Below are 22,809 nucleotides of genomic sequence, written 5' to 3'. Positions count from 1 at the left end.
CGGCGATGGCCGCGTCGCCGGCGCCAGCCTGGGCCGAGGCGGCCATGCCCAGGGCGACCAGGCCGAGCACGGCGGCGGGCGCCCACGACAGGGCTCCCTCACGCTTGGCTGCGATCCCCGGCTCTCCCATCGGCGCTCGTCGTCCTCACTCGTTTCGTCGCCCGCCTGCAACGCGCGTGAAGCGACGGCGGCGGAGCGATGGCATGCTGGGGTGGAGGTTGCGCGTGGGCCTTGAAGAAATGGTTACCGAGCCGTGCGGCCGGGCGTCCCAAATCCTTTGGAATCCTGATGTTTCCGGGCGTCGACATGGTTGCCGAGGACGCACGAAAACGCGCGGCGCATTGGGGGGCGCGCCGCGCGTTCGACCCGGTCGGAGGTCAAGCCTTGGGGGGACCGGGAAGCTTCATTCTGTAGCTTGTTCCTAACACGCCTCCGGCCAGTTCGCGCGGGGGGCGAGGAGCGACCGATGGTCGCTGCCCCAGCGACGTCGGAATGGGGCGCCGAAAAGGCTCTCGCCTTCCGTGAGGTCAGACTTGCGCTGAGCCCCGCCCTGCGCCTCCTTGTGCGCCAGACGGCAAGACGGGAGAGATCGCCATGGACCTGAGGCTCACGCCCGAGATGGAGGCGTTCCGCGACGAGGTGCGCGGCTTCCTGGAGGCTCACCGGGACCACTACGCCCCCGGCGCCGCGGCGGATCGGCCCCGCGAGGCGGCGCTCGCCTGGCAGCGGCTGCTGATCGAGCACGGCTACGCCGCCCGGACGATCCCGAAGGAATATGGCGGCTATGGCGCCCAGCCGGACATCCTGAAGACCCGGATCATCGCCGAGGAGTTCACCCGCGCCGGCGCGCCACGCGGCCTGGCCAACCAAGGCATCTCCATGCTGGTGCCGACCCTGCTGGAGGTGGGCTCGGAAGAGCAGAAGCAGGCCTGGATCGGCAAGACCCTGCGCGGCGAGGTGGTCTGGTGCCAGGGCTATTCCGAGCCGGGCGCGGGCTCCGACCTGGCGTCCCTGCAGACCAAGGCCGTCGAGGATGGCGATGACTTCGTCATCAGCGGTCAGAAGATCTGGACCTCCACGGCGGCCCAGGCGGACATGATCTTCTGCCTGGTGCGCACCGAGCCGGACGCGCCCAAGCATGACGGCATCTCCTATCTGCTGTTCTCCATGAAGACGCCGGGGATCGAGGTGCGGCCGCTGAAGACCATGACCGGCTCGGCGGAGTTCAACGAGGTGTTCTTCACCGACGTGCGGGTCCCGAAGTCGTCGGTCGTGCTGGGCCGGGGCAAGGGCTGGTTCGTGGCCAACGCCACCCTCAAGCACGAGCGCGGCATGCTGGGCGATCCCAACGCCACCGAAGCCCGCCTGCACAGCCTGATCGAGTTGATGAAGACCGAGACGGTGGACGGCCGGCCGCTGATCGCTGATCCGGTCTTCCGCGACCGCGCCATGGCCCTGCAGTCCAAGGTCCTGGCCATGAAGTTCAACGGCCTGCGCGGCCTGACCGCCAGCATGCGCGGCGAGCCGGCCGGGATGGCGGGGCTGGTGGTCAAGCTGCAGGGCTGCGAGCTCAACCACCAGATCGCGGCCCTGGCCATCGACGCCCTGGGCGAGCTGGGGGTGCTGTACGAGGACGGCCCGCACCTGCGGGCCAAGGGCTCGTGGCAGTGGAACTACATGTTCGACCTGGGCCTGATCATTGGGGGCGGCACCGCCCAGATCCAGAAGAACATCATCTCCGAACGCGGGCTGGGCATGCCGCGCGAACCCAAGCTGGCCAAGGCTTAAGGGGGCCGACATGGATTTCTCGATCACCGCCGACCAGAAGCTGATGCAAGAGACCCTGGTCCGCGCCCTCGGCGAGATCAGCAGTCTCGACCGGGTGCGGGCCTATGCCGGCGACCGTGGCGACGCGGGCGCCGATGTCTGGAACGCGCTGAAGGACTTCGGCCTGCCGGGTCTGCTGATCCCCGAAGAGCACGGCGGCCTGGGCCTCAAGCTGCTGGACGCGGTCCTGGCGGCCGAGGCCCTGGGCCGGGCCGTGGCGCCGGTTCCGTTCCTGGGCGCCTGCCTGGCCCCCCTGGCCCTGATCGGCGGCGGGTCCCAGGACCAGCAGCGGACCTGGCTGCCGGGCTTGGCGGCCGGCGATATCCGCGCCGCGGTCGCCATCTCCGAGCCGATCGCCGGGACCCGCGACGGAGCGGGCGTGAAGGCCGAGGCCGGCAAGCTCACCGGCAAGACCCTGTTCGTGGAAGGCGGCCTGGAGGCGGACCTGATCGTGGTGGCGGACACTGGCGGACGCCTGCACCTGGTGCGCGGCGACGCCGCTGGCCTGAGCCGCGAGCTGATGGTCAGCATCGATCAGACCCGCCGCCTGGCCGAGCTGGGCTTTGACGGCGTCGCCGCCGAGCCGCTGTCCGGCGACCTGCTGCCCCGCCTGCGCGACGCGGCCTGGGCGCTGCTGGCGGCGGATGCGCTGGGCGCCTGCGACGTGATGATCGAGAAGGCCGTAGCCTACGCCCAGGAGCGCAAGCAGTTCGGGCGGGTGATCGGCTCCTTCCAGGCGGTGAAGCACATGTGCGCCGAGATGGCCGCCGAGGTGGAGCCGGCCCGGTCGCTGGTCTGGTACGCCGCCTACGCCTTCGACGAGGGCCTGGACGACGCCTCGCTCTGCTGCGCCCACGCCAAGGCGTATCTGGGCGAGGCCGGCCGGTTCGTCGCCCGCACCTCGACCGAGGTCCACGGCGGCATGGGCATCACCGACCTGCTCGGCCTGCACTTCTGGTTCAAGCGCATCGGCCTCGACCGCCAGCTGCTGGGCGGGCCGGAGCGGGTGCGCGACTGGGCCGCTCGGCTGCAGGGGCTGGCGGCCTAGGGCTTGGGCTCAATTCGGCTTGGCGAGGTCTAGCTGTCCCTTCTCCCCTTGCGGGAGAAGGTGTCAGCGAAGCTGACGGATGAGGGGTCGCGCGAGCCTGTCCGCCCTATCCCAACGCCGTGCTTGAGAGGTTTGAGAGACCCCTCATCCGACCCTGCTCCGCAGGGCCACCTTCTCCCACAAGGGGAGAAGGGTGCTTTATGCCGCCCTATCCAAAACCAACCCAGTCCGGACCCCAGCGTGTGACAGGCGATGATGGCCGTCGGCTTCGCCGGTCATTGCGCCTCGCCCTCAGGGCGTCTTCAGGCCTTCACGCATGGAGGGGTGGACTCGGTCGTGCAGCTCGGGCCGCTTCGCGATGTAGGCGTGAAAGAAGGGGCAGGTCGGCTTGACCAGCAGGCCCAGCTCCTGCGCCCAGGCCAGGCCCGCCTGGACCAGCATCCCGCCGACGCCACGGCCTGAAAAGGCCGGCGGCACGACCGTGTGCGGAAAGACGATGGCGTCGGGTTGCCGGCGATATTCGGCGAAGGCGACCTCGTCGCCCAGCCGCACCTCAAACCGGTGCGCGGCTTCGTTGTTGATGACCTGAAGCGCCTCGTCCGCCATGGCTGTCCTCCTAACGGGGATCGCCAGGAGACCACCTTCAGTCGGCGCGGCGATAGAAGAATTCGGCTCTTCGGCCCGGGGTGTGTGGCGGAAAGGCCATTTCGCCAAGGTTTCAAGCCAGGCCGGCGGAATGAAATCGGCGCGATAAGGTGGCGTGCGAAGACCGGCTCCAGTTCAGGGAGCTCCGATGACCCGCCGTTTGATCCTCTCCGCCTGCGCCCTGGCCCTCGCCGGCGCGGCCAGTGTTCAGCCCGCCCTGGCCCAGATGGGGCCGCCGCCGATGGGCCCCCTCGCGGCCGAGCGCCGGGCCCAGGTCGCCCGCGACATGCACATTCTGCTGCGCCTGCGCCCCGACCAGGAAGCCGCCTGGCAGGCCTTTGAAGCCGCCATGGTCCCACCGGAGCCGCCGCCCGCCGACGGCGCCGCGCCCAAGGCCCTGACCACGCCTCAGCGCCTGGAGGAGATGGCGGAGCGTCGCGCCGAGATGGACGCGCGGCAGGCCAAGTGGGAGGCCGCCACGCGCAGTTTCTACGCCGCCCTGTCCCCCGACCAGCAACAGGCCTTCGACGCCCTGGCGCGGCTTCGCGGTCCCATGGCCCCACCCCATGGCCCTGGCGGACCACGCGGTCCGATCGGCGGCCCTGAGGGTGCGCCTCCGCCCGGCGTCTAGGCAGGTCGCGCCGGACAGACGGTCGCACCTCAAATGTGGCGAACCTGCGATATGATCGCCACAGTTGGGCGCCAGGGGACCCGTCATGAGCCTTGCCGCAAACCCCGCCCCGACCCCCCAGGTGCTGGTCGTCGATGACGACGAGGCCCTGCGCGCCAGCATCGCCGACTATCTCGGCCAGCACGGCTATGGCGTGCACGTGGCGTCGGACGCCCTGACCATGGACAAGGTGCTGGCCGCCGAGCCCATCGACCTGATCGTCCTGGACGTCATGATGCCGGGGGAGGATGGCCTGTCCATCTGCCGCCGACTGACCGACGCCGGGGGGCCGGCCATCATCATGGTCAGCGCCATGGGCGACGAGATCGACCGGATCCTGGGCCTGGAGCTCGGCGCCGACGACTATCTGGGCAAGCCCTGCAGCCCGCGCGAACTCCTGGCCCGGGTGCGGGCCGTCCTGCGTCGCCGCGAGGAGACCGCGCCGGGCGCGCCGCCCAAGGGCAAGGCCTATTACTTCCTGGGCTTCACCCTGGACGGCGTGCGCCGCACCCTGCGGGCGCCCAATGGGGTCTCGATCCTGCTGACCGCCGGGGAGTTCAGCCTGCTGAGCGTTTTCCTGGAGAACCCGCAGCGGATCCTGTCGCGCGACCAGCTGATCGAGAAGGCCCGCGGCGCCGACGCCGATGTCTTCGACCGGGCGGTGGACGTCCAGATCAGCCGCCTGCGCCGTAAGCTGCATGACTGCTCGCCCCAGGAGATCATCAAGACCTATCGCGGAGCGGGCTATCTGTTCGACGCCAAGGTCACCCGTCCGTGACGGAGACGTCCGGGGACAGGCCGCAGGCGCCCATCGCCGTACAGCTCGTCATCCTGCTGGTGGTGTCCCTGGTGGTCGCCCAGCTGCTCGTCTTCGCCATGCTGATCATCACGCCGCCGCCGGCGCGCGCGATCTACTGGCCCGACGAGATCGCCCGCGCGCTCAAGGGCGGAGACCTCGCCACCCGCGCGGGCCGGCCCCTGGTGCGCACGGTTCAGGAGGCGCCGCCCGCCGACAAGGCCGCTCCGCCGCTCGGGGCGCATGGGCCTGGCCCACGCCCCGACCGCGCGGGGCAGCTGGCGGATCTGCTGGGGGCGCCCGCCGCGGACGTCCGCCTGGTCGAAAAGCCCCCCATGTCGCCCTTCATGCTGGGCGCCAGGTTCCGCGATCGGTTCGCCGAACGCCGGGAGCCCCCTCCCGGTGATGGCCCGCCGCGCGACATGCGCAGGCCCGGCCAAGGCGCCGGCGGCTTCATGGGGCGCGGGCCTGAGGGCCCCTGGCGCGGCCACGGCCCAGGGGGCTTCGCCTTCGGGGAAGGCGGGCGGCCCCTGTTCGGCAGCTTCGTCGCCGCGGCGCGTCAGGCGGACGGGCGCTGGGTCGTTGTGCGGCCCAGGCCGGACCCGTTTCCTAATGACTGGCAGCGCGCCCTGATGCTGTGGCTGTTCGCCACCCTGCTGGTGATCGTGCCCCTGGGCTACCTGTTCGCCCGTCGGATCACCGCCCCCATCGGCCAGTTCGCCCGCGCCGCTGAGCGCCTGGGCCGCGATCCCAGCGCGCCGATGATGATGCTCACCGGCCCGGCCGAGATTGGCCAGGCCGCCAAGGCGTTCAACGACATGCAGGCCCGGCTGAAGCGCTATGTGGAGGACCGCACGGCGATGATGGGGGCGATTTCGCATGACCTTCGGACCCCGCTGGCCCGCATCCGCTTCAAGATGGAAGCCGCGCCCGACACCGTGAAGTCCGCCGTCGTCAGCGACATCGAGCAGATGGAGCAGATGATCACCTCGGTGCTCGCCTTCATCCGCTACGCCAGCGCCTCGCGGCCCCGGGAGCGCCTGGACCTGCTGAGCCTCGTTGAGGTGCTGGTGGACGAGGCCGCCGAGGTCGGCCAGGACGTGACCTTGACCGAGGGCGTGGCCGCCACCGTCCACGCCGATGCGCTGGGCCTGCAACGGCTGTTCCGCAACCTGATCGACAACGCCGTCAAGTACGGCCACCGCGCGCGGGTCACCCTGTTCCGCGAAGGTGATGAGGCGGTGGTCGAGGTCCAGGATGACGGCCCCGGCCTGTCTACGGGCGAGCTTGAGCGGGTGTTCCAGGCCTTCTACCGCGCCGAGTCCGCCCGCACCCTGGACGGCAGCGGCGTTGGCCTGGGCCTGGCGGTGGCCCGTTCCCTGGCGCGGGCCCATGGCGGCGATGTGAGCCTGCGCTCCGGCGGCAAGGGGCTGGTGGCCCAGGTGCGGCTGCCGCTGAGCCGGGACTAGGAAGAGGGGCCGGAGAGCCCGGCCCCTCCGGGATCAGGCGGTGACCGAGGTGGACGAGCTGGCGCTTTCGGCGCCGTAGGTCCCGCGATGCTGGTGCGACGCCTGGAAGGCGCTCAACGCGGCCGACAGCTCCGCGGCGCTGAGCTTGCCGTCGCTGTCGGTGTCCAGGCTGGAGAGGGCTGTCTTCAGACGGTCGTCCGAGGCGGTCTCGGAGGTCTCGTCCGATCCGCTCAGGGCCGACTTGATCTCGTCCAGGCCCAGAGCCCCGTCAGAGTCGGTGTCGAGGTCCGAGATCAGCTGCGAGGCCAGGTCGGCCATGCTGAAGCCCTGGCCTTCGCCCCGCGCGTGGCCGCCCGGCGGCGGGCCCTGCGGACGCTGGGCCTCGAGGGCCGAGCTGAGCTCGCTGGCGCTCAGCGCCCCGTCGCTGTCGCTGTCCAGGTCGTCGAACCGGGTCTGCAGGCTGTCGGTGTCGCTGGTGTCGCTGAGCTTGGACTTGATCTCGTCCAGGCTGAGCGCGCCGTCCCCATCAGTGTCGGAATCGCTGATCAGCTGGCTGGCGATGTCGCTGGCCGAGGGCGGCGACGACTGGGCCGACAGCAGGGACGACAGGGTGTCGCTGGAGAACTGGCTAGACGCCTGGGACGCCCCGCCGGGCGGCGGCCCAGGGGGCGGCCCCGGCGGCGGACCGCCGCCGCCCGCCTTTTCCATCCCAGGCATTTCTTGCCCGGTCTTCTGAGTCCGCTGACCCATCAGCATGCTCAGCATCTGCTGAGCCCCGCTGGTCGCGTAACTCGTTGAGTTACTTGAAATTTGCATTCTCACCTCCGCGGTGAAGCCTGGGCGGCCGGGGGATTCCGGCCCGATGGCGCGCGTGCTTCGCAGGTCATCGGTGAAGTGACATGCAAGTTTAGTGAAAGAATATTGGCGACTTATTGTTTCAAATTGTAATTCAGGAATGAAATGGAGGCGTAAAAATGCCAGTCGTGTCTCGGTTTATACATGAATTTCGCAATTACACGGACATATTTGTGCCTGACTAAGCGGGTGTCCGAGTAAGGGAAAACTCTGCATGAGCCGGAAAAAGGCGCCGCATCTCCAGTCGCTTCTCAGGTCCAGCGCGGCGCCGGCCCTGGTGGGACTGACCGCGCTCGCCGCGGGCCTGCCCGCAAGGGCGGACATCTCGATCAGTTCGTCGACCACGACGCCTGTGGCGACCTCGACCTCGGGCGATATCTCCATCACCAGCGACGGCGCGGTGAAGCCGGCCTCCGGGACGGCGGTGACGCTGGACAGCGACAACACCGTCACCAATGCCGGGTCGATCTATTTTCAGGGTGTGGACACCACCACGGGCGTGCTGATCCAGGGTGGTCACACCGGCGCCCTGACCAATACCGGGACCATCGAGGTCGACGAGGCCTATACCGACACCGACAGCGACAGTGATGGCGACTATGACGGCGTCTTCGCCACCGGAACCGGCCGCTACGGGGTTCGCCTGACCGGCGCCTCGGCCTTTGTCGGCGATATCGACCTGCAGCTCGGCGGGGCCATCGCGGTCCGGGGCAATGACTCGGCCGGCGTGCTGCTGGAGACCGCCCTGCAGGGCTCGCTGTTCAACGCCGGGACCATCAGCGTGGTGGGCGACCGGGTGTTCGGCCTGCGCGCCATGAGTACGGTCAGCGGTGACGTGGAGATCCGCGGCGGCGTCAACGCCACTGGCCTGGGCGCCGTGGCCCTGCAGTTCGACAACGACCTCGGCGGACAGCTGTTGATCCAGAGCTCGGTCTATTCCACCGGCTATCGCTACACGACGCGCAGCTCAGACACCGACTTCATGGCCGCCCTCGATGCGGACGACCTGCTGCAGGGCGGCTCGGCCCTGGTCATCAAGGGCGACGTGGCCGGGGGGCTACTGTTCGACATCACCCCGGTGGACAATGACGACAGCAATGATGACGAGGACGGCGACGGCGTCGACGACGCCAACGAGTCCGCCGCCTCGGTGATGACCTATGGCCAGGCGCCGGCAGTGGTGATCGGCCAGGCGGGGCGCAGCGTCACGCTGGGAAATGTCGGAACCAGCGACGACGCCTATGGCCTGGTCAACCGCGGCTCCATCGGCGCCGACGGGGTCTATGACGGGATCACCGCCACCGCCTTGCAGGTCGGGGTCTCTGGAGGGACGGTCAGCCTGACCGGCGGCCTGCGCAACCAGGGCTCCATCGCCACCTCGGCCTATGAGGCCGACGCGGTGAACCTGCATATCCTCAGCGGCGCCGCGGTCGCCAAGATCTGGAACGAGGGGACCCTCTCGGCCCTGATGACCGGCGAGGGGGCGCATGACGCCGTCGCGCTGAAGATCGAGAGCGGGGCTAGCGTCCCCAGCCTGGTCAACGCGCTCTCGATCAGCGCCGTGGTGTCTGGCGAAGCCGGCGACGCCATCGCCATCGCCGACCTGTCAGGGACCCTGACCAGCCTGACCAACACCCACACCATCTCGGCCACGATCTCGCCCACCGACGATTCCGACGACACGGACGACACCGACACTGACGAGACCAATGAGACCATCACCGGCAAGGCGATCGCCATCGACGTCTCCGCCAACACCACAGGGGTCACCATCACTCAGACCGGCGTCGATGACGGCGACGATGGGGATGACGACGTGGCCGACACCGATACGGACGGCGACGGCGTGGACGACGCCGACGAGCCCGCCATTGTCGGCGAGATCCGGTTCGGGTCCGGCGCGGACAGCCTCAGCGTACTCAATGGCGCGGTCGCGGGCGACATCAGCTTCGGCGCCGGCGCGAACAGCCTGACCATCGATGGCGGCGCGACGGTCACCGGCGCCCTGACGGCGACCGGCGGGACCCTGGCGCTCAGGGTTGGGGACGGCGCGCTGTCGATCAGCAACGTGGGGGTCCTGAACCTCACCAGCCTGAACCTCGGGGCCAGCAGCACCCTGATGCTGACGGTGGATCCCGACGCGGGGACCTACACCAAGCTCGACGTGGCCGGCGCGGCCAGCCTGGCCAGCGGGGCCAAGATCGGGCTGACGCTGAACTCCCTGCTGATGAACAAGGCCTCCTACACGGTGGTGCAGGCCGACAGCCTGACGTCCGGCGTGCTGGATGCGAGCTTGCTGGGCAATGTCCCCTATCTGTACAACGCCAGCTATGCGGTCGACACCACGGCCGGGACCCTGGCCATCGAGCTGTCGCGCAAGAGCGCCTCGGACCTCGGCCTGCCCAGCGCCAGCGCCCAGGCCTATGAGCCCCTGGTCCAGGCGATCAACACCGACACCGATATCCGCGACGCCTTCCTGGCCCTGCAGACCCGCACCGGCTTCGTGAAGGCCTATAACCAGATGCTGCCCGAACATTCCGGCGGCGTCTTCCAGGCGGTGGCCGCCGCCAACGACGGCTTCGCCCGGGCAATCGATGACCGCCAGGGGCCGGACGCCGGCGGCGTCTGGCTGCAGGAGACCGGCTACATCCTGACCAAGGACGGCTCGGCCGATGACCCCGGCTACAAGGCCGGCGGCTTTGGTGTGATCGGCGGCGCGGAGGTCGGCGCCGGCCGTTTCGGGATCGTGGGCGCCAGCCTGGGCGGCAGCTCCAGCCATGTGGACCCGGATGGCGCCTCGAGCGGCTCCAACCTGGCGGTCGATACGGTCGAGGCCGGCGGCTACTGGCGCTATGTGAATGGCAATCTGACCCTGAACGCGCGGGTGGCGGCGGCCTGGCTGCAGGCCACCAACCACCGGGCGATCTACCTCTTGAACGACGACCAGGACACCTTGCTCGCCAAGGCGGTCGCTGACGGTAAGTGGAACGGCTGGGCGGTGACCGGCCGGGTCGCGGCGGCCTATGAGGGCCGCATCGGCGGGTTCTACGCCCGGCCCAGCGCCAGCGTGGACTATCTGCGCCTGGAAGAGGACGCCTATAGCGAGAAGAACGGCGGCGACGCCGTCGACCTGCACGTCAGCGCCCGCCAGTCCAGCCGCTCGACCGGCTTTGCGGGCCTGGTGGCCGGCAAGCGCTATGGCGACCAGGACGCCTGGTGGGGCACGGAAATGACCCTGGGCTATCGGGAGGTCGGGGCCGGCCAGGTCGGATCGACCACCGCAAAGTTCCTGTCCGGGACCACCTCGTTCAACGTCCTGGCCGACGAGATCAAGGGCGGCGGCGTGGTCGCCCGGATCGCGCTGAAGGGCGAGAACGCCGGCGGGGCCTTCGTCCTGGAAGGCGGGGCGGAGACCCGCGACGCCACCGCGATCTACGACCTGCGCCTGGCGGCGCACTTCCGGTTCTGAGCGGCTTGCCTGAACGGCGGGCGACCTGACATGGTCGCCCCGCCGAATCCAGGAGATCCCCGATGAAGACCCGCGCCGCCGTCGCCTTTGCCGCCAAGACACCGCTCGAGATCGTCGAGGTGGACCTGGAGGGGCCCAAGGCCGGCGAGGTCCTGGTGGAGATCAAGGCCACCGGCGTCTGCCACACTGACGCCTACACCCTGGACGGTCTGGATTCGGAGGGCATCTTCCCCTCGATCCTGGGCCATGAGGGCGCGGGCGTGGTGGTTGAGGTCGGCCCCGGCGTCACCAGCGTGAAGCCCGGCGACCACGTGATCCCGCTCTACACGCCCGAATGCCGCCAGTGCAAAAGCTGCCTGTCGCGCAAGACCAACCTGTGCACGGCGATCCGCGGCACCCAAGGCAAGGGCCTGATGCCCGATGGCACCAGCCGGTTCTCCTACAAGGGCCAGCCGATCTATCACTATATGGGCTGCTCGACCTTCGCGAACCACACGGTCCTGCCCGAGATCGCGGTGGCGAAGATCCGGGACGACGCGCCGTTCGACAAGGCCTGCTACATCGGCTGCGGCGTCACCACGGGCGTGGGCGCGGTGGTCAACACCGCCGGCGTCGAGCCGGGCTCCAACGTCATCGTCTTCGGCCTGGGCGGCATCGGCCTGAACGTGATCCAGGGCGCCAAGATGGTCGGCGCCAACATGATCATCGGCGTCGACATCAACCCGGACCGCGAAGACTGGGGCCGCAAGTTCGGCATGACCCACTTCGTCAATCCGAACGAGGTGTCCGGCGACCTGGTCGCGCACCTGGTGGCCCTGACCGACGGCGGCGCGGACTACACCTTCGACTGCACCGGCAACACGGCCGTCATGCGCACGGCCCTGGAAGCCTGCCACCGCGGCTGGGGCGAAAGCATCATCATCGGCGTGGCGGAAGCCGGCAAGGAAATCGCCACCCGCCCGTTCCAGCTAGTCACCGGCCGGGTCTGGAAGGGCACGGCCTTTGGCGGCGCCCGGGGCCGCACGGACGTGCCGAAGATCGTCGACTGGTACATGGACGGGAAGATCCAGATCGACCCGATGATCACTCACGTCATGCCCCTGGAAGACATCAACAAGGCCTTCGACCTGATGCACGCGGGCGAAAGCATCCGCAGCGTGGTCGTGTTCTAGGAATGGAAATCCTCCAGCAGCATCGGGTCCATGGAGGCACGCTGAGCTATTGCCGCCATGACAGCGCCGCCACCGGCGGGGCGATGAGGTTCTCGATCTTTCTGCCCCCGGGCGCGGGGCCTCATCCACTGCTCGTGTGGCTGTCGGGCCTGACGTGTACGGAGGAGAACTTCACCACCAAGGCCGGCGCCTATGGCGCGGCCGCGGCGGTGGGTCTGGCGGTGCTGGCGCCCGACACCAGCCCCCGCGGCGAGGGCGTGGCCGATGATCCGGCCTATGACCTGGGCCAGGGCGCGGGCTTCTATGTGGACGCCACCCAGGCGCCCTGGGCCCCGCATTTCCGCATGGAGACCTATGTCACCCGCGACCTGCTTGCGGCTATCGAGGCGGCGTTCCCGCTCGATCCCGCCCGGCGTGGGATCAGCGGCCATTCCATGGGCGGGCACGGCGCCCTGACCCTGGCCCTGCGCCATCCGGACCTGTTCCGGTCGGTGAGCGCCTTTGCGCCCATTGTCTCGCCCACCCGCTGTCCCTGGGGCGAAAAGGCCTTCAGCGCCTATCTGGGCGAGGATCGCGCGGCCTGGGCGCAGCACGATGCGTCGCTGCTGATCGCGGGCGGCGCCGCCAACGGCCACTATGACGACATCCTGATCGACCAGGGGACCGCCGACAGCTTCCTGGAGGGCCAACTGAAGCCGCAGTTGTTCGCGCAAGCCTGCGCCGATGCGGGCCAGAAGCTCACCCTGCGCCTGCAGGAGGGCTATGATCACTCCTACTTCTTCATGGCCAGCTTCATCGCCGACCACATAGACTGGCACGCGAGGCGGCTGAAGACCGCCTGACCAAGGGAGGTCGTCCATGTCCGTCACCACGGCGAACCCGCGCATCAAGGGCGGTCCGCGCATCCGCAACGCCGCTGGACGCGGCCAGGCCTATGAGCACGTCACGGTGCGCCGCCTGACCCCGGTGATCGGGGCGGAGATCGAAGGCGTGAACCTTTCCGAGCCGCTGGACGCCGCGGTGGCCGAGGAAATCCGCCAGGCCCTGGCCGACAACCTGGTGGTCTTCTTCCGCGACCAGGCCATGACCCCGGCCCAGCATGTCGCCTTCGGGCGGCAGTTCGGCGACCTGCACCTGCATCCGGCCGCGCCGCATGCCGAGGGCTTTCCGGAGGTGATGATCATCGCCGCCGACGAAAGCTCGGTCCGCGCCAATGGCGAGGGCTGGCACACCGACGTTTCCTGCGATCCCGAGCCGCCCATGGGCTCCATCCTGCAGATCAACACCTGCCCGCCCGAGGGCGGCGACACCGTCTTCGCCAACATGTACGCGGCCTACGAGGCGCTGTCGGACCGGATGAAGGCTCATCTCGACGGCCTGACCGCGGTCCATGATGGGGAGCACATCTATCGCGGCCTCTATCGGAACCTGGGCGTGGCGGACAAGCCCACCTATCCGCGGGCCTCGCACCCTGTTGTCCGCACCCATCCCTGGACCGGCCGCAAGGCCTTGTTCGTGAACCCTGGCTTCACCACCCGGATCAACGACCTGCCGCCGGAGGAGAGCGACGCCCTGCTGCGCTACCTCTTCCAGCACCAGCAGCACCCCCTGTTCCAATGCCGGTTCCGCTGGACCCCCGGCGCGGTGGCCTTCTGGGACAACCGCTGCGCCTGGCACCACGCCATCTGGGATTACTGGCCCCACAGCCGCTCGGGCGCCCGCGTCACCATCAAGGGCGAGCGCCCCGTCTAGCTGCAGACACCGGTGTCAATCTTGGTCTAAGCTGCCGCCCGACGCAGGGAGGACGCATGACCACCACACGGCGTAGCCTGCTGGCGGCGGGCGCGGGGCTGATGGTCCCGACGGGGGTGTTCGCCGCGCCGCGATCGGTGGTGGCGCGCACCACCTACGGTCCTGTGCGTGGAACCCGCGAGGGCGAGACCCTGGTCTTCAAGGGCGTCCGCTATGGCGCCGACACCGGTCCGCGCCGCTTTCGGCCGCCGGTTCCGCCGCGGCCTTGGACCCGACCGCTGGACGCCACGGCCTATGGCGCCGCCTCGCCCCAGTCCGGCTCCGATGAAGGGCCGCAGGGCGAGGACTGCCTGTTCCTCAATGTCTGGACGCCGGCCTTGCGGGACGGGGCCAAGCGGCCGGTCATGGTCTACATTCACGGCGGCGCCTATTCGGGCGGGTCGGGATCCTCGCCGCTCTATGACGGGACGCGGCTGAGCCGTCGGGGCGACGTGGTGGTGGTGACCCTGAACCACCGGCTGAACGTCTTCGGCTACGGTTTCCTGGCCAGGCTGGCCGGGCCGGATTTCGCCGACAGCGGCAATGTCGGCATGCTGGACCTGGTGCTGGCCCTGCAGTGGGTGCGGGACAATATCGCCGCGTTCGGCGGCGATCCGGGCCGGGTCATGCTGTTCGGCCAGTCCGGCGGCGGAGCCAAAATCGCCACCCTGATGGCGATGCCGCAGGCCAAGGGCCTGTTCCACGCCGCCGCCACCATGAGCGGCCAGCAGGTGACGGCGTCGGGGCCGCTGCACGCCACCGACCGCATGAAACTGTTCCTGGCCGCCGTGGGCCTGACCCCCGACCGCGCCGCGGAGGCGGCGACCCTGCCGACTCAGAAGCTCATCGAGGGCCTGTCGGTCGCCGACCCGTTCACGCCCGGCCGCCTCTATTTCGGCCCTGTCCTGGATGGCCGCACGCTCACCCGGCATCCCTTTTATCCGGACGCCAGCCCGCTGGGCCTGTCCGTGCCCATGATCATCGGCAACACCCACGACGAGACCCGCGCCTTCCTGGCCCACAGCAAGCCCGATCCCTTCGCCATGCGCTGGGACGAGGTGGCCGCACGCATCGCGCCGGAGATGCGGGTGGATATCGATCCGGACCTGGTGGTCGCCACCTATCGCCGCCTCTATCCGAGCTATACGCCGACCGAGGTGTTCTTCGCCGCGACCACAGCCGGGCGCTCCTGGCGCGGCGCTGTCATTGAGGCCGAGGAGCGCGCCAAGGCTGGCGCGCCGGCCTGGACCTACCAGCTGGACCTGCCCACCACGATCGAGGGCGGGCGGCTCCGGGCCATGCACACCGCCGACATCGTGCTGGCCTTCGACAACCTGGCCGCCGAGGGCTCGCCCACCGCGCCGTCGGCGGCGGCGCACGCGGTGGCGGACCGCCTAAGCGAGGCCTTTATCGCCCTGGCCCGGACCGGCGATCCCACCCATCCGGGTCTGCCCGCCTGGCCGAAGTATGAGCTTGAGCGCCGGGCGACCATGGTCTTCGACGCCGAGACCCGCGTGGTGGACGATCCGCGCGGCGACGAGCGCCGGCTGTTCGCCACCGTCCCCTACATCCAGCCGGGGACCTAGGCGGTGGCGGGGAAGGGGATGACCACGTCGTTATCGAAGGTAAGCGCCGGCCTGAGCGGGGCGCTCGTTACCTGCGGTGCGCGCAGGCGCAGGTCGTTCATGGCCATGGCCTGGGCGACCAGGCAGGCGGCGGCGCCGAACACGCCGCTCGGTTCAGAGGCGATCAGCCAGGCGAGGTGGGCTTCCAGCCGGACATAGTCTTCGTCCTGGGCGGCGGCGAAGGTGGCGAGGATCAGCTGTTCGTCGCGGCTCAGCCGGAAGGAGCCGGGGACATGCAGGGTGATCTTGCGGCGTCCGTGCAGGCCCAGCTCGCGGACGAAGACGGAGAGGGCGTTGAAGGCCTCGGTCCCCGCAGCCGGGCCGCAGATGTCCTCGAACTGGCGCCGCAGCAGGGGACAGCCGCCGGCGCCGAAGGCGATGGAGCGGAAGGCCCACATCAGGGTGTGCTCTCCCTGCAGAAGATCGCCCAGGCTGGCGGGGGCGGCGCGGTCGGACATGGGGCTCTCCACTCTCTGACGACCAGCTCTAATGCAACTGAGAATGACTCGCAACTAGAGTTCGCCCACCCCCGCTTCCGTGACGTCCGCCCTAGTCGCTCCGCCGCAGAGGGCCTAGAAGTTCGCCATGCGCGAGATCACCCATTTCATCGACGGCGCGGCCAAGGCCGGCGCTTCCGGCCGCTTCGGCGACGTGTTCAACCCCAACACCGGCGAGGTCCAGGCCCGCGTCCAGCTGGCCACGACGGCCGAGCTCGACGCCGCCGTCCAGGTCGCGGCGCGGGCGCAGGTGGAGTGGGCGGCGGTCAATCCGCAGCGCCGCGCCCGGGTGATGTTCGAGTTCAAGCGCCTGGTCGAGGCGAACATGGACGCGCTGGCCCACCTGCTCTCGTCGGAGCACGGCAAGGTCATCGCGGACTCCAAGGGCGACATCCAGCGCGGCCTGGAAGTGATTGAGTTCGCCTGCGGCATCCCGCATGCGCTGAAGGGCGAGTACACCGAAGGCGCCGGCCCTGGCATCGACGTCTATTCCATGCGCCAGCCCCTGGGCGTGGTGGCCGGCATCACCCCGTTCAACTTCCCGGCCATGATCCCGATGTGGATGTTCGGCATCGCCATCGCGGTGGGCAACACCTTCATCCTCAAGCCCTCGGAACGCGACCCATCCGTGCCGGTGCGCCTGGCCGAGCTGTTCATGGAAGCCGGCGCCAACCTGGGCATGGACCTGAAGGGGGTGCTGAACGTCGTCCATGGCGACAAGGTCAGCGTCGATGCGATCCTCGAGCACCCGCTGATCCGCGCGGTCAGCTTCGTCGGCTCCTCCGACATCGCCCACTATGTCTATCTGACCGGCACGGCGAACGGGAAGCGCGTCCAGGCCATGGGCGGCGCCAAGAACCACGGCCTGGTCCTGCCCGACGCCGATCTCGACCAGGTGGTCAAGGACCTGTCCGGCGCGGCCTTCGGCTCGGCCGGCGAACGCTGCATGGCCCTGCCGGTGGTGGTGCCCGTCGGCAAGAAGACCGCCGATGAGCTGCGCGAGCGCCTGGTGGCCGAGATCGCCACCCTGAAGGTGGGCGTCTCCACCGACGCCGCGGCGCACTATGGCCCGGTGGTCACCGCCGCCCACAAGGCCAAGATCGAAGGCTACATCCAGATGGGTGTCGACGAGGGCGCCGAGCTGGTGGTCGACGGCCGCGGCTTCACCCTGCAGGGCTATGAGAAGGGCTTCTTCGTGGGCCCCAGCCTGTTCGACGGCGTGAAGCCGACGATGAAGACCTACCAGGAAGAGATCTTCGGCCCCGTCCTGCAGATGGTTCGCGCCGAGAGCTTCGAAGAGGCCCTGGCCCTGCCGTCCAACCACCAGTACGGCAACGGCGTCGCCATCTTCACCCGCAATGGCCGCGCCGCCCGCGAGTTCGCCGCCCGCGTCAATGTCGGCATGGTGGGCATCAATGTGCCGATCCCGGTGCCTGTGGCCTATCACTCCTTCGGCGGCTGGAAACGCAGCGCCTTTGGCGACGTGAACCAGCACGGCATGGAGGGCGTGCGGTTCTACACCAAGGTCAAGACCATCACCGCCCGCTGGCCGGAAGGCGACGTGGCCGACAGCGCCTTCGTCATTCCGACGATGAAGTAGGCGCATCCGCCCTCGCCATGGGCGAAACGCTGGGTTTCTGACCCTGCGTCAGCATGGCGGTGGCGGGCGTCACATCGGGCGCCTAGATAGGCCCAATGGCCAGCGCCCTGATCGCGGACGATTCCCGCAGCCGCCCCACCGGCGAGCTGCGCAGCTTCACCCCGGAAACGGTGGCGCGGGGCGGCCTTGCGCCCTGGCAGGCCCGGCGGGTCCGCGACCAGGTCGAGGCCCGGCTGGGCGCCGCGGTCCGGGTCGAGGATTTCGCGGCCATTGCGGGCTTGAGCCCCCGCTACTTCTCCCGCGCCTTCAAGGTCAGCTTCGGCCTGACGCCGCACGCCTATGTCACCTGGCGCCGCATCGAGCGGGCCAAGGTGCTGATGCTGCAGACGGATGAAGGCCTGAGCCAGATCGCCCTGGCCTGCGGCCTCGCCGACCAGGCGCACCTGTCACGGCTCTTCCGCCAGGAAGCGGGGGTGAGCCCGAGCGTCTGGCGCCGGGCCAAGCGCGCCGCCTTGCGCGGCGGCGGAAGCGGGGCGGGCCGGATGCTCGTCACAGCCCGCCCCAGCTAGCGTCCGTCAGGCGTGGGGGAGCCCCTGGGACGCGGCCACCGCAGGATGGACGACACGCCCAGCCTGGATGTTGAGCCCGGCGGCGAAGCCGGGAACGTCTGACAGCGCGCGCTCGATCCCCTTGTCGGCCAGGGCCAGGACATAGGGGGTGGTGGCGGCGCCCAGCGCATAGGTCGAGGTCAGCGGCGCGGCGCCCGGCATGTTGGCGACGCAGTAGTGCACGACCCCGTCCACCACATAGGTGGGATCGGCGTGGGTGGTGGCGTGGCTGGTCTCGAAACAGCCGCCCTGGTCGATGGCGACATCCACCAGCACCGAGCCCTTACGCATCAGCTTCAGGTCTTCGCGGCGGATCAGCTTGGGCGCCGAGGCGCCGGCCACCAGCACGCAGCCGATCACCAGGTCGGCGGTCGGCAGCAGCTCGAGCAGCGCGCCGCGCGAGGACAGCACCGTGCGGGCCCGGCCTTCGAAATGGGCGTCCAGCAGGGCCAGCTTGCTGGGCGAGATATCCATGATGGTCACGTCGGCGCGCATGCCGACGGCGATCTCGGCGGCGTTGAAGCCGGCGACGCCGCCGCCCAGGATGATCACCTTGGCCGGGGTCACACCGGGCACGCCGCCCATCAACAGGCCCCGCCCACCGGCCGGCGCCAGCAGGTAGGCCGCGCCCACCTGGGCGGCCATGCGGCCGGCCACCTGGCTCATGGGGGTCAGCAGCGGCAGGCCGCCGTTCTCGTCGACGATGGTCTCATAGGCGATGCAGGTCGCCCCGGACGCCATCAGGCCCTTCGTCTGTTCCGGATCCGGCGCCAGGTGCAGGTAGGTGAACAGGGTGTGGCGGGGCGTCAGCAGGGCGATCTCGGAAGCTTGCGGCTCCTTGACCTTCACGATCAGGTCGGCCGCCTCGAACACCGCCTTGGCGTCGGCAAGGATCTTGCCGCCCGCGCTTTCGTACTCGCCGTCCGACAGGCCCACGCCGCCGCCGGCGCCAGACTGGACAAAGACCTCGTGGCCATGGGCGACGAGGGTGGCCACCACCGAGGGGGTGAGACCGACACGCCGCTCCAGCGGCTTGATTTCCGTGACCGTACCAATGCGCATCGGGGACCGCTCCTGGCTTCGACCTATCAACGGTATCTCAATCGGCCGGGAGAAACTTTGATATTTCGCCCGCGCTATCGCAGAGATAAGCAAGAAACTGTCTTCATGAGCCTCGGCATCGGAGAAAACTTGAATGCCTCTGGATGCGACCGACAAGAGCCTGCTTCGCCTGCTGCAGGAGAAGGGGCGCGCCACCAACGCGGAACTGGCCGAGACGGTTCACCTGTCGGAATCAGCGTGCTTCCGCCGCGTGCGGGCTCTGGAGGGGGAGGGGGTGATCACCGGCTATGGGGCGACGGTTGATCCCCGAGCGGTCGGCCTGGGCCTGACCGTCTATGTCAGCATCACCCTGTCCAGCCAGGCGCAGGACCTCCTGGCCGCCTTCGAGCGGGCGGTGGCGGCGGCGCCGGAGATCATGGAGTGCCATCTGATGACCGGCCAGGCGGACTACATGATCCGCCTGGTGGCCTCGGACGTGGAGGACCTGGAGCGCCTCCACGCCACCTTGTTGACCCGCCTGCCCGGTGTGGCGCGGATCAATTCGTCGATCGCCCTGCGCACGGTGGTGCGGCGAACCGCCCTTCCCGTGCGCTGAACGACCTCAGCCGGCGTCGGCCAGGGCCAGGGCCTCACGAAGCTCGCGCTTCAGGAACTTGCCCGAAGCGTTGCGGGGCAGGGCCTCGTTGAGGATCCAGATGTAGCGGGGCGCCTTGTGCTTGGCGATCAGGCCTTCGCAGTGGGCGCGCAGCTCGACGGGCAGGGCGGTCATGCCGGGACGCAGGTGGACCGCGGCGGCCACCTCCTCGCCCAGCCGCTCGTCCGGCACGCCGAACACGCTGCACTCGGCCACCGCCGGGTGACGATAGAGGGTGGCCTCGACCTCGGCGCAATAAACGTTCTCACCGCCGCGCAGGACCATGTCCTTCTTGCGGTCGACGATGAAGATGAAGCCGTCCTCGTCGATCCGGGCCACGTCGCCGGTGTGCAGCCAGCCATTGGTGATGGATTCCGCGGTGGCTTCCGGGCGGTTGATATAGCCCTTGATCACCGAGGCGCCGCGCACCCACAGCTCGCCGACTTCGCCGGGACCGACCGGCTTGCCGTTGTCATCGAAGCACTGGGCCTCGAACACCGGCATGGCGGGGCCGGCGCTGTCGGGCTTGTCCACGAAGAAGTCACCGGAAACCGAGGTGATGATCCCGCAGGTCTCGGTCATGCCATAGCCGGTGTTCGGCCGGGCGGTGGCGACGGTGGAATCGATCTTGTGCACCAGGTCCGGGGGCAGCTGAGCCCCGCCGCCGCCCAGGCTCTGCAGGCTGGAGACATCGGTCTTGTCGAAGTCCGGGTGGGTGATCAGCTCGCGCGACATCACCGGCACGCCGCTCATGGCGGTGACCTTCTCGCGCTCGATGAGCTTCAGGGCCTCGCCGGCGTCCCAGCGGTACATCAGCACCAGGGTGCCGCCCGCGGCCGTGGTCAGATAGGCGCCGCAGTTGTTGGCGGTGACGTGGAACAGCGGCGTGGTGACCAGCGAGACCGGGATCGGCGGCTCGGCCGGCGGCGCGACGCCGGTGGCGCGCTGGGTGGCCAGGCCCTGGCAGGCGCCCGAGAACATCATGTTCAGCAGGTTGGAGACGCAGCCCCGATGGGTCAGCTGCGCGCCCTTCGGGAAGCCGGTGGTGCCGGAGGTGTAGAAGATGCAGGCGTCGGCGTCGGGATCGACGGTGACGGCGGGCAGCGCGCCGCCATGGGCGACCACGTCGGCCCAGGGGATGACGCCAGCCGCCGGCTTGTCCAGGCGCACGCCCACCAGCTTGACGCCGGCGGCCATGTCCGGCCGCTCATTGATCCGGGCCAGGCGCTCGGCGTCGGCGAACAGCACCTTGGGCGCGGCGTCCTTCAGGCCGTAGGTCATTTCCTCGGCGGTCCACCAGGCGTTCATGCCGACGGCGGCGACGCCGATGGAGACGCAGGCCCAGTAGATCAGCATCCATTCCGGATAGTTGCGCATGGCGATGGCCACGCGGTCGCCGGGCTGCACGCCCTGCGCCATCAGCCAGTTGGCGACCGAGGCCACGATCTGGTGCGCCTGGGCGTAGGTGATGCGTTCGTCCTGGTAGACGATGTAGGTGCGGTCGGCGAAGGCGGCGGTGGACAGCCAGAATTCGCGGACGCTGGGCGGGGCGTTCTTGTAGGTGCGGATCGGAACCCCACGCACCTCCTTGACCTCGATCTCGAAGGGCTGGCCCGCGGAGGTCAGTTCCGCCCAAGCCTGCTTGAGTTCCTTGTAATGCAACGCCGTTCCCTTCCCTGACTATGACACACGCACGTCCTCCCGCGTCCCCTTCTGGCGGGGGATCGCGGCGGCCTCTATTTCATGATCGAAGGCCCCTCGCGCAACCGCTGATGCGCGGCGGGGCCAATCTTTCTGCATCCCTTGTGCTAGTTGGCGATCCGCTTGGCGGTCTCGCGCTTGATCGCCTTGGCCAGCGACCACTTATGGACCTCGGTCGGGCCGTCATAGATGCGGAAGGCGCGGATCTCGCGGAACACCTGCTCGACGATGGTGTCGCGGGACACGCCGGTCCCGCCCATCACCTGCACGCAGCGATCAGCGACCCGATAGAGGGCCTCCGACACCGCCACCTTGGCGATGGAGCTTTCCTGGGTGCCGAGCACGCCGGTGTCGAGGACGGCAGCGCACCAGTCGATCATCAGCTCGGCCTGCTTCAGGTCGATCATGTTCTCGGCCAGCATGAAGCCGACGCCCTCGTGGTCGATCAGCTGCTTCCCGAAAGCGTGGCGGCGCACGGCGTATTCGCTGGCGATCTCGTGGGCCCGGGCCGCGGCGCCCCACCAGCGCATGCAGTGGGTCAGGCGGGCCGGGGCCAGCCGCACCTGGGCCAGCTTGAAGCCGTCGCCGCTCGCGCCCAGGATCTGGTCGGCCGGCACCCGCACATTCTCCAGCGACACGACCGCATGGCCGCCGGGCATGGAGGAATCGATGGTGTCCAGCACCCGCTCGATCCGGATGCCCTCCATCGGCAGCTCGACCAGGAACATGGTCGCGCCCGCGTCGGTCTTGGCCATGATGATGCCGACGCCCGCGCCATCCAGGCCGGTGATGAAGGCCTTGCGGCCGTTGATGACCCAGTGGTTGCCGTCCATCACCGCGGTGGTGAGCATCATCGACGGATCTGACCCGGCGCCGCCCTCGCTGGCCGGCTCCGTCATGAAGAAGGCCGAGCGAGCGCGGCCGCTGACCAGGGGCTCCAGGAAGCGGGCCTTCTGCTCGTCGCTCGCCATCTTGCCCAGTAGGTACATGTTGCCCTCATCCGGGGCGGCGACGTTCACCGCCAGCGGACCCAGCGGCGACAGGCCCGAGGCTCGCAGGATCACGGCGACGTCCTGGTGCGGACGATGGTGGCCGTTGGCCAGGATGTGCGGGGTCAGCACGCCGGCGGCGCGGGCCAGGGCGCGCATCTCTTGAACCAGGTCGTCGGCGGGGCCGTGCTCGCCGCAGCGCGGATCCTTCTCGAAGGGGGCCACCACCTCGCGCACGAAGGTCTCGACCTTCTGCGCCATCGCCAGTCCGTCCGCGGTCGCCGCCATGCTCGTGATCTCCTGATTGCGCGGGCTCCCTACGGCATTGCCGCTGCGGCAGTCGCGGGGGCG

General features: G+C 69.3%; 19 protein-coding genes. 13 read left to right on the top strand and 6 right to left on the bottom strand.

Annotated elements, in window-relative coordinates:
• Nucleotides 1–594: 594 nt before the first annotated feature.
• Both ACFQ27_RS02990 and ACFQ27_RS02985 read left to right on the top strand, forming a co-directional pair.
• Nucleotides 595–1,788 carry an acyl-CoA dehydrogenase family protein gene (locus ACFQ27_RS02990; protein WP_377352392.1) on the top strand — a complete coding sequence of 398 codons (1,194 nt, stop codon included), beginning with the start codon at nt 595–597 and terminating at the stop codon, nt 1,786–1,788.
• Between the two features lie 10 nt (nt 1,789–1,798).
• Nucleotides 1,799–2,875 (top strand): acyl-CoA dehydrogenase family protein, encoded by a 1,077-nt coding sequence (locus ACFQ27_RS02985; protein ID WP_377352390.1) that lies wholly within the window; start codon nt 1,799–1,801, stop codon nt 2,873–2,875.
• A 291-nt stretch (nt 2,876–3,166) separates the two neighbouring features.
• On the opposite strand, the gene ACFQ27_RS02980 is transcribed toward ACFQ27_RS02985, so the two are convergent.
• Complete coding sequence (locus ACFQ27_RS02980; protein WP_377352388.1) at nt 3,167–3,481, bottom strand: GNAT family N-acetyltransferase; 315 nt, start codon at nt 3,479–3,481, stop codon at nt 3,167–3,169.
• 187 nt (nt 3,482–3,668) lie between these two features.
• Here ACFQ27_RS02980 and ACFQ27_RS02975 point away from each other — a divergent pair, with 187 nt between their 5' ends.
• The 3 genes from ACFQ27_RS02975 (at nt 3,669) to ACFQ27_RS02965 (ending at nt 6,455) form a co-directional block, all read left to right on the top strand.
• A complete protein-coding gene (locus tag ACFQ27_RS02975) occupies nt 3,669–4,151 on the top strand; it encodes a Spy/CpxP family protein refolding chaperone (protein WP_377352387.1) in 483 nt (160 codons plus the stop codon).
• Between the two features lie 85 nt (nt 4,152–4,236).
• Nucleotides 4,237–4,968, top strand: coding sequence for a response regulator (locus ACFQ27_RS02970; RefSeq protein WP_377352386.1), 732 nt, complete (start codon nt 4,237–4,239; stop codon nt 4,966–4,968).
• Nucleotides 4,965–6,455 carry an ATP-binding protein gene (locus ACFQ27_RS02965; protein ID WP_377352385.1) on the top strand — a complete coding sequence of 497 codons (1,491 nt, stop codon included), beginning with the start codon at nt 4,965–4,967 and terminating at the stop codon, nt 6,453–6,455. The genes ACFQ27_RS02970 and ACFQ27_RS02965 overlap by 4 nt, the downstream gene beginning before the upstream one ends.
• Nucleotides 6,456–6,488: 33 nt before the next feature.
• Here the strand turns inward: ACFQ27_RS02965 and ACFQ27_RS02960 are convergent, their stop codons facing one another.
• A complete protein-coding gene (locus ACFQ27_RS02960) occupies nt 6,489–7,172 on the bottom strand; it encodes an EF-hand domain-containing protein (protein ID WP_377352384.1) in 684 nt (227 codons plus the stop codon).
• A gap of 352 nt (nt 7,173–7,524) precedes the next feature.
• Here ACFQ27_RS02960 and ACFQ27_RS02955 point away from each other — a divergent pair, with 352 nt between their 5' ends.
• From ACFQ27_RS02955 to ACFQ27_RS02935, 5 genes are all read left to right on the top strand, one after another.
• Nucleotides 7,525–10,779, top strand: coding sequence for an autotransporter family protein (locus ACFQ27_RS02955; protein ID WP_377352382.1), 3,255 nt, complete (start codon nt 7,525–7,527; stop codon nt 10,777–10,779).
• A 62-nt stretch (nt 10,780–10,841) separates the two neighbouring features.
• Complete coding sequence (locus tag ACFQ27_RS02950; protein ID WP_374346890.1) at nt 10,842–11,951, top strand: S-(hydroxymethyl)glutathione dehydrogenase/class III alcohol dehydrogenase; 1,110 nt, start codon at nt 10,842–10,844, stop codon at nt 11,949–11,951.
• A gap of 2 nt (nt 11,952–11,953) precedes the next feature.
• Entirely contained in the window at nt 11,954–12,793 is an 840-nt protein-coding gene (fghA, locus tag ACFQ27_RS02945; protein WP_377352381.1) for an S-formylglutathione hydrolase, read from the top strand.
• Nucleotides 12,794–12,809: 16 nt separating this feature from the next.
• A complete protein-coding gene (locus ACFQ27_RS02940; protein ID WP_377352380.1) occupies nt 12,810–13,703 on the top strand; it encodes a TauD/TfdA dioxygenase family protein in 894 nt (297 codons plus the stop codon).
• 56 nt (nt 13,704–13,759) lie between these two features.
• Complete coding sequence (locus ACFQ27_RS02935) at nt 13,760–15,328, top strand: carboxylesterase/lipase family protein (RefSeq protein WP_377352379.1); 1,569 nt, start codon at nt 13,760–13,762, stop codon at nt 15,326–15,328.
• Here the strand turns inward: ACFQ27_RS02935 and ACFQ27_RS02930 are convergent.
• Nucleotides 15,325–15,825, bottom strand: coding sequence for a hypothetical protein (locus tag ACFQ27_RS02930; RefSeq protein ID WP_377352378.1), 501 nt, complete (start codon nt 15,823–15,825; stop codon nt 15,325–15,327). The genes ACFQ27_RS02935 and ACFQ27_RS02930 overlap by 4 nt on opposite strands.
• 127 nt (nt 15,826–15,952) lie before the next feature.
• Here ACFQ27_RS02930 and ACFQ27_RS02925 point away from each other — a divergent pair, with 127 nt between their 5' ends.
• Together ACFQ27_RS02925 and ACFQ27_RS02920 are read left to right on the top strand one after the other, a co-directional pair.
• Nucleotides 15,953–17,464: a CoA-acylating methylmalonate-semialdehyde dehydrogenase gene (locus tag ACFQ27_RS02925; protein WP_374346897.1), complete on the top strand. Its 1,512-nt coding sequence runs from the start codon at nt 15,953–15,955 to the stop codon at nt 17,462–17,464.
• A 95-nt stretch (nt 17,465–17,559) separates the two neighbouring features.
• On the top strand, nt 17,560–18,033 hold the full coding sequence (locus tag ACFQ27_RS02920) for a helix-turn-helix domain-containing protein (protein ID WP_377352376.1): 474 nt from the start codon (nt 17,560–17,562) through the stop codon (nt 18,031–18,033).
• Nucleotides 18,034–18,039: 6 nt separating this feature from the next.
• On the opposite strand, the gene ald is transcribed toward ACFQ27_RS02920, so the two are convergent.
• Nucleotides 18,040–19,134, bottom strand: a complete 1,095-nt coding sequence (gene ald, locus ACFQ27_RS02915) for an alanine dehydrogenase (protein WP_374346901.1) — start codon at nt 19,132–19,134, stop codon at nt 18,040–18,042.
• 133 nt (nt 19,135–19,267) lie between these two features.
• Here ald and ACFQ27_RS02910 point away from each other — a divergent pair, with 133 nt between their 5' ends.
• Entirely contained in the window at nt 19,268–19,729 is a 462-nt protein-coding gene (locus tag ACFQ27_RS02910; RefSeq protein ID WP_374346903.1) for an Lrp/AsnC family transcriptional regulator, read from the top strand.
• Between the two features lie 6 nt (nt 19,730–19,735).
• Here the strand turns inward: ACFQ27_RS02910 and ACFQ27_RS02905 are convergent, their stop codons facing one another.
• Entirely contained in the window at nt 19,736–21,430 is a 1,695-nt protein-coding gene (locus tag ACFQ27_RS02905; protein WP_374346905.1) for a class I adenylate-forming enzyme family protein, read from the bottom strand.
• A 146-nt stretch (nt 21,431–21,576) separates the two neighbouring features.
• Nucleotides 21,577–22,746: an acyl-CoA dehydrogenase family protein gene (locus tag ACFQ27_RS02900; RefSeq protein WP_377352374.1), complete on the bottom strand. Its 1,170-nt coding sequence runs from the start codon at nt 22,744–22,746 to the stop codon at nt 21,577–21,579.
• Nucleotides 22,747–22,809: the final 63 nt, after the last annotated feature.

The sequence above is a fragment of the Phenylobacterium conjunctum genome (assembly GCF_042679085.1).
GTDB lineage: Bacteria > Pseudomonadota > Alphaproteobacteria > Caulobacterales > Caulobacteraceae > Phenylobacterium > Phenylobacterium conjunctum.
Note: the sequence above shows the minus strand (reverse complement) of the source record. Positions and strands in the feature narration are given on the sequence as shown.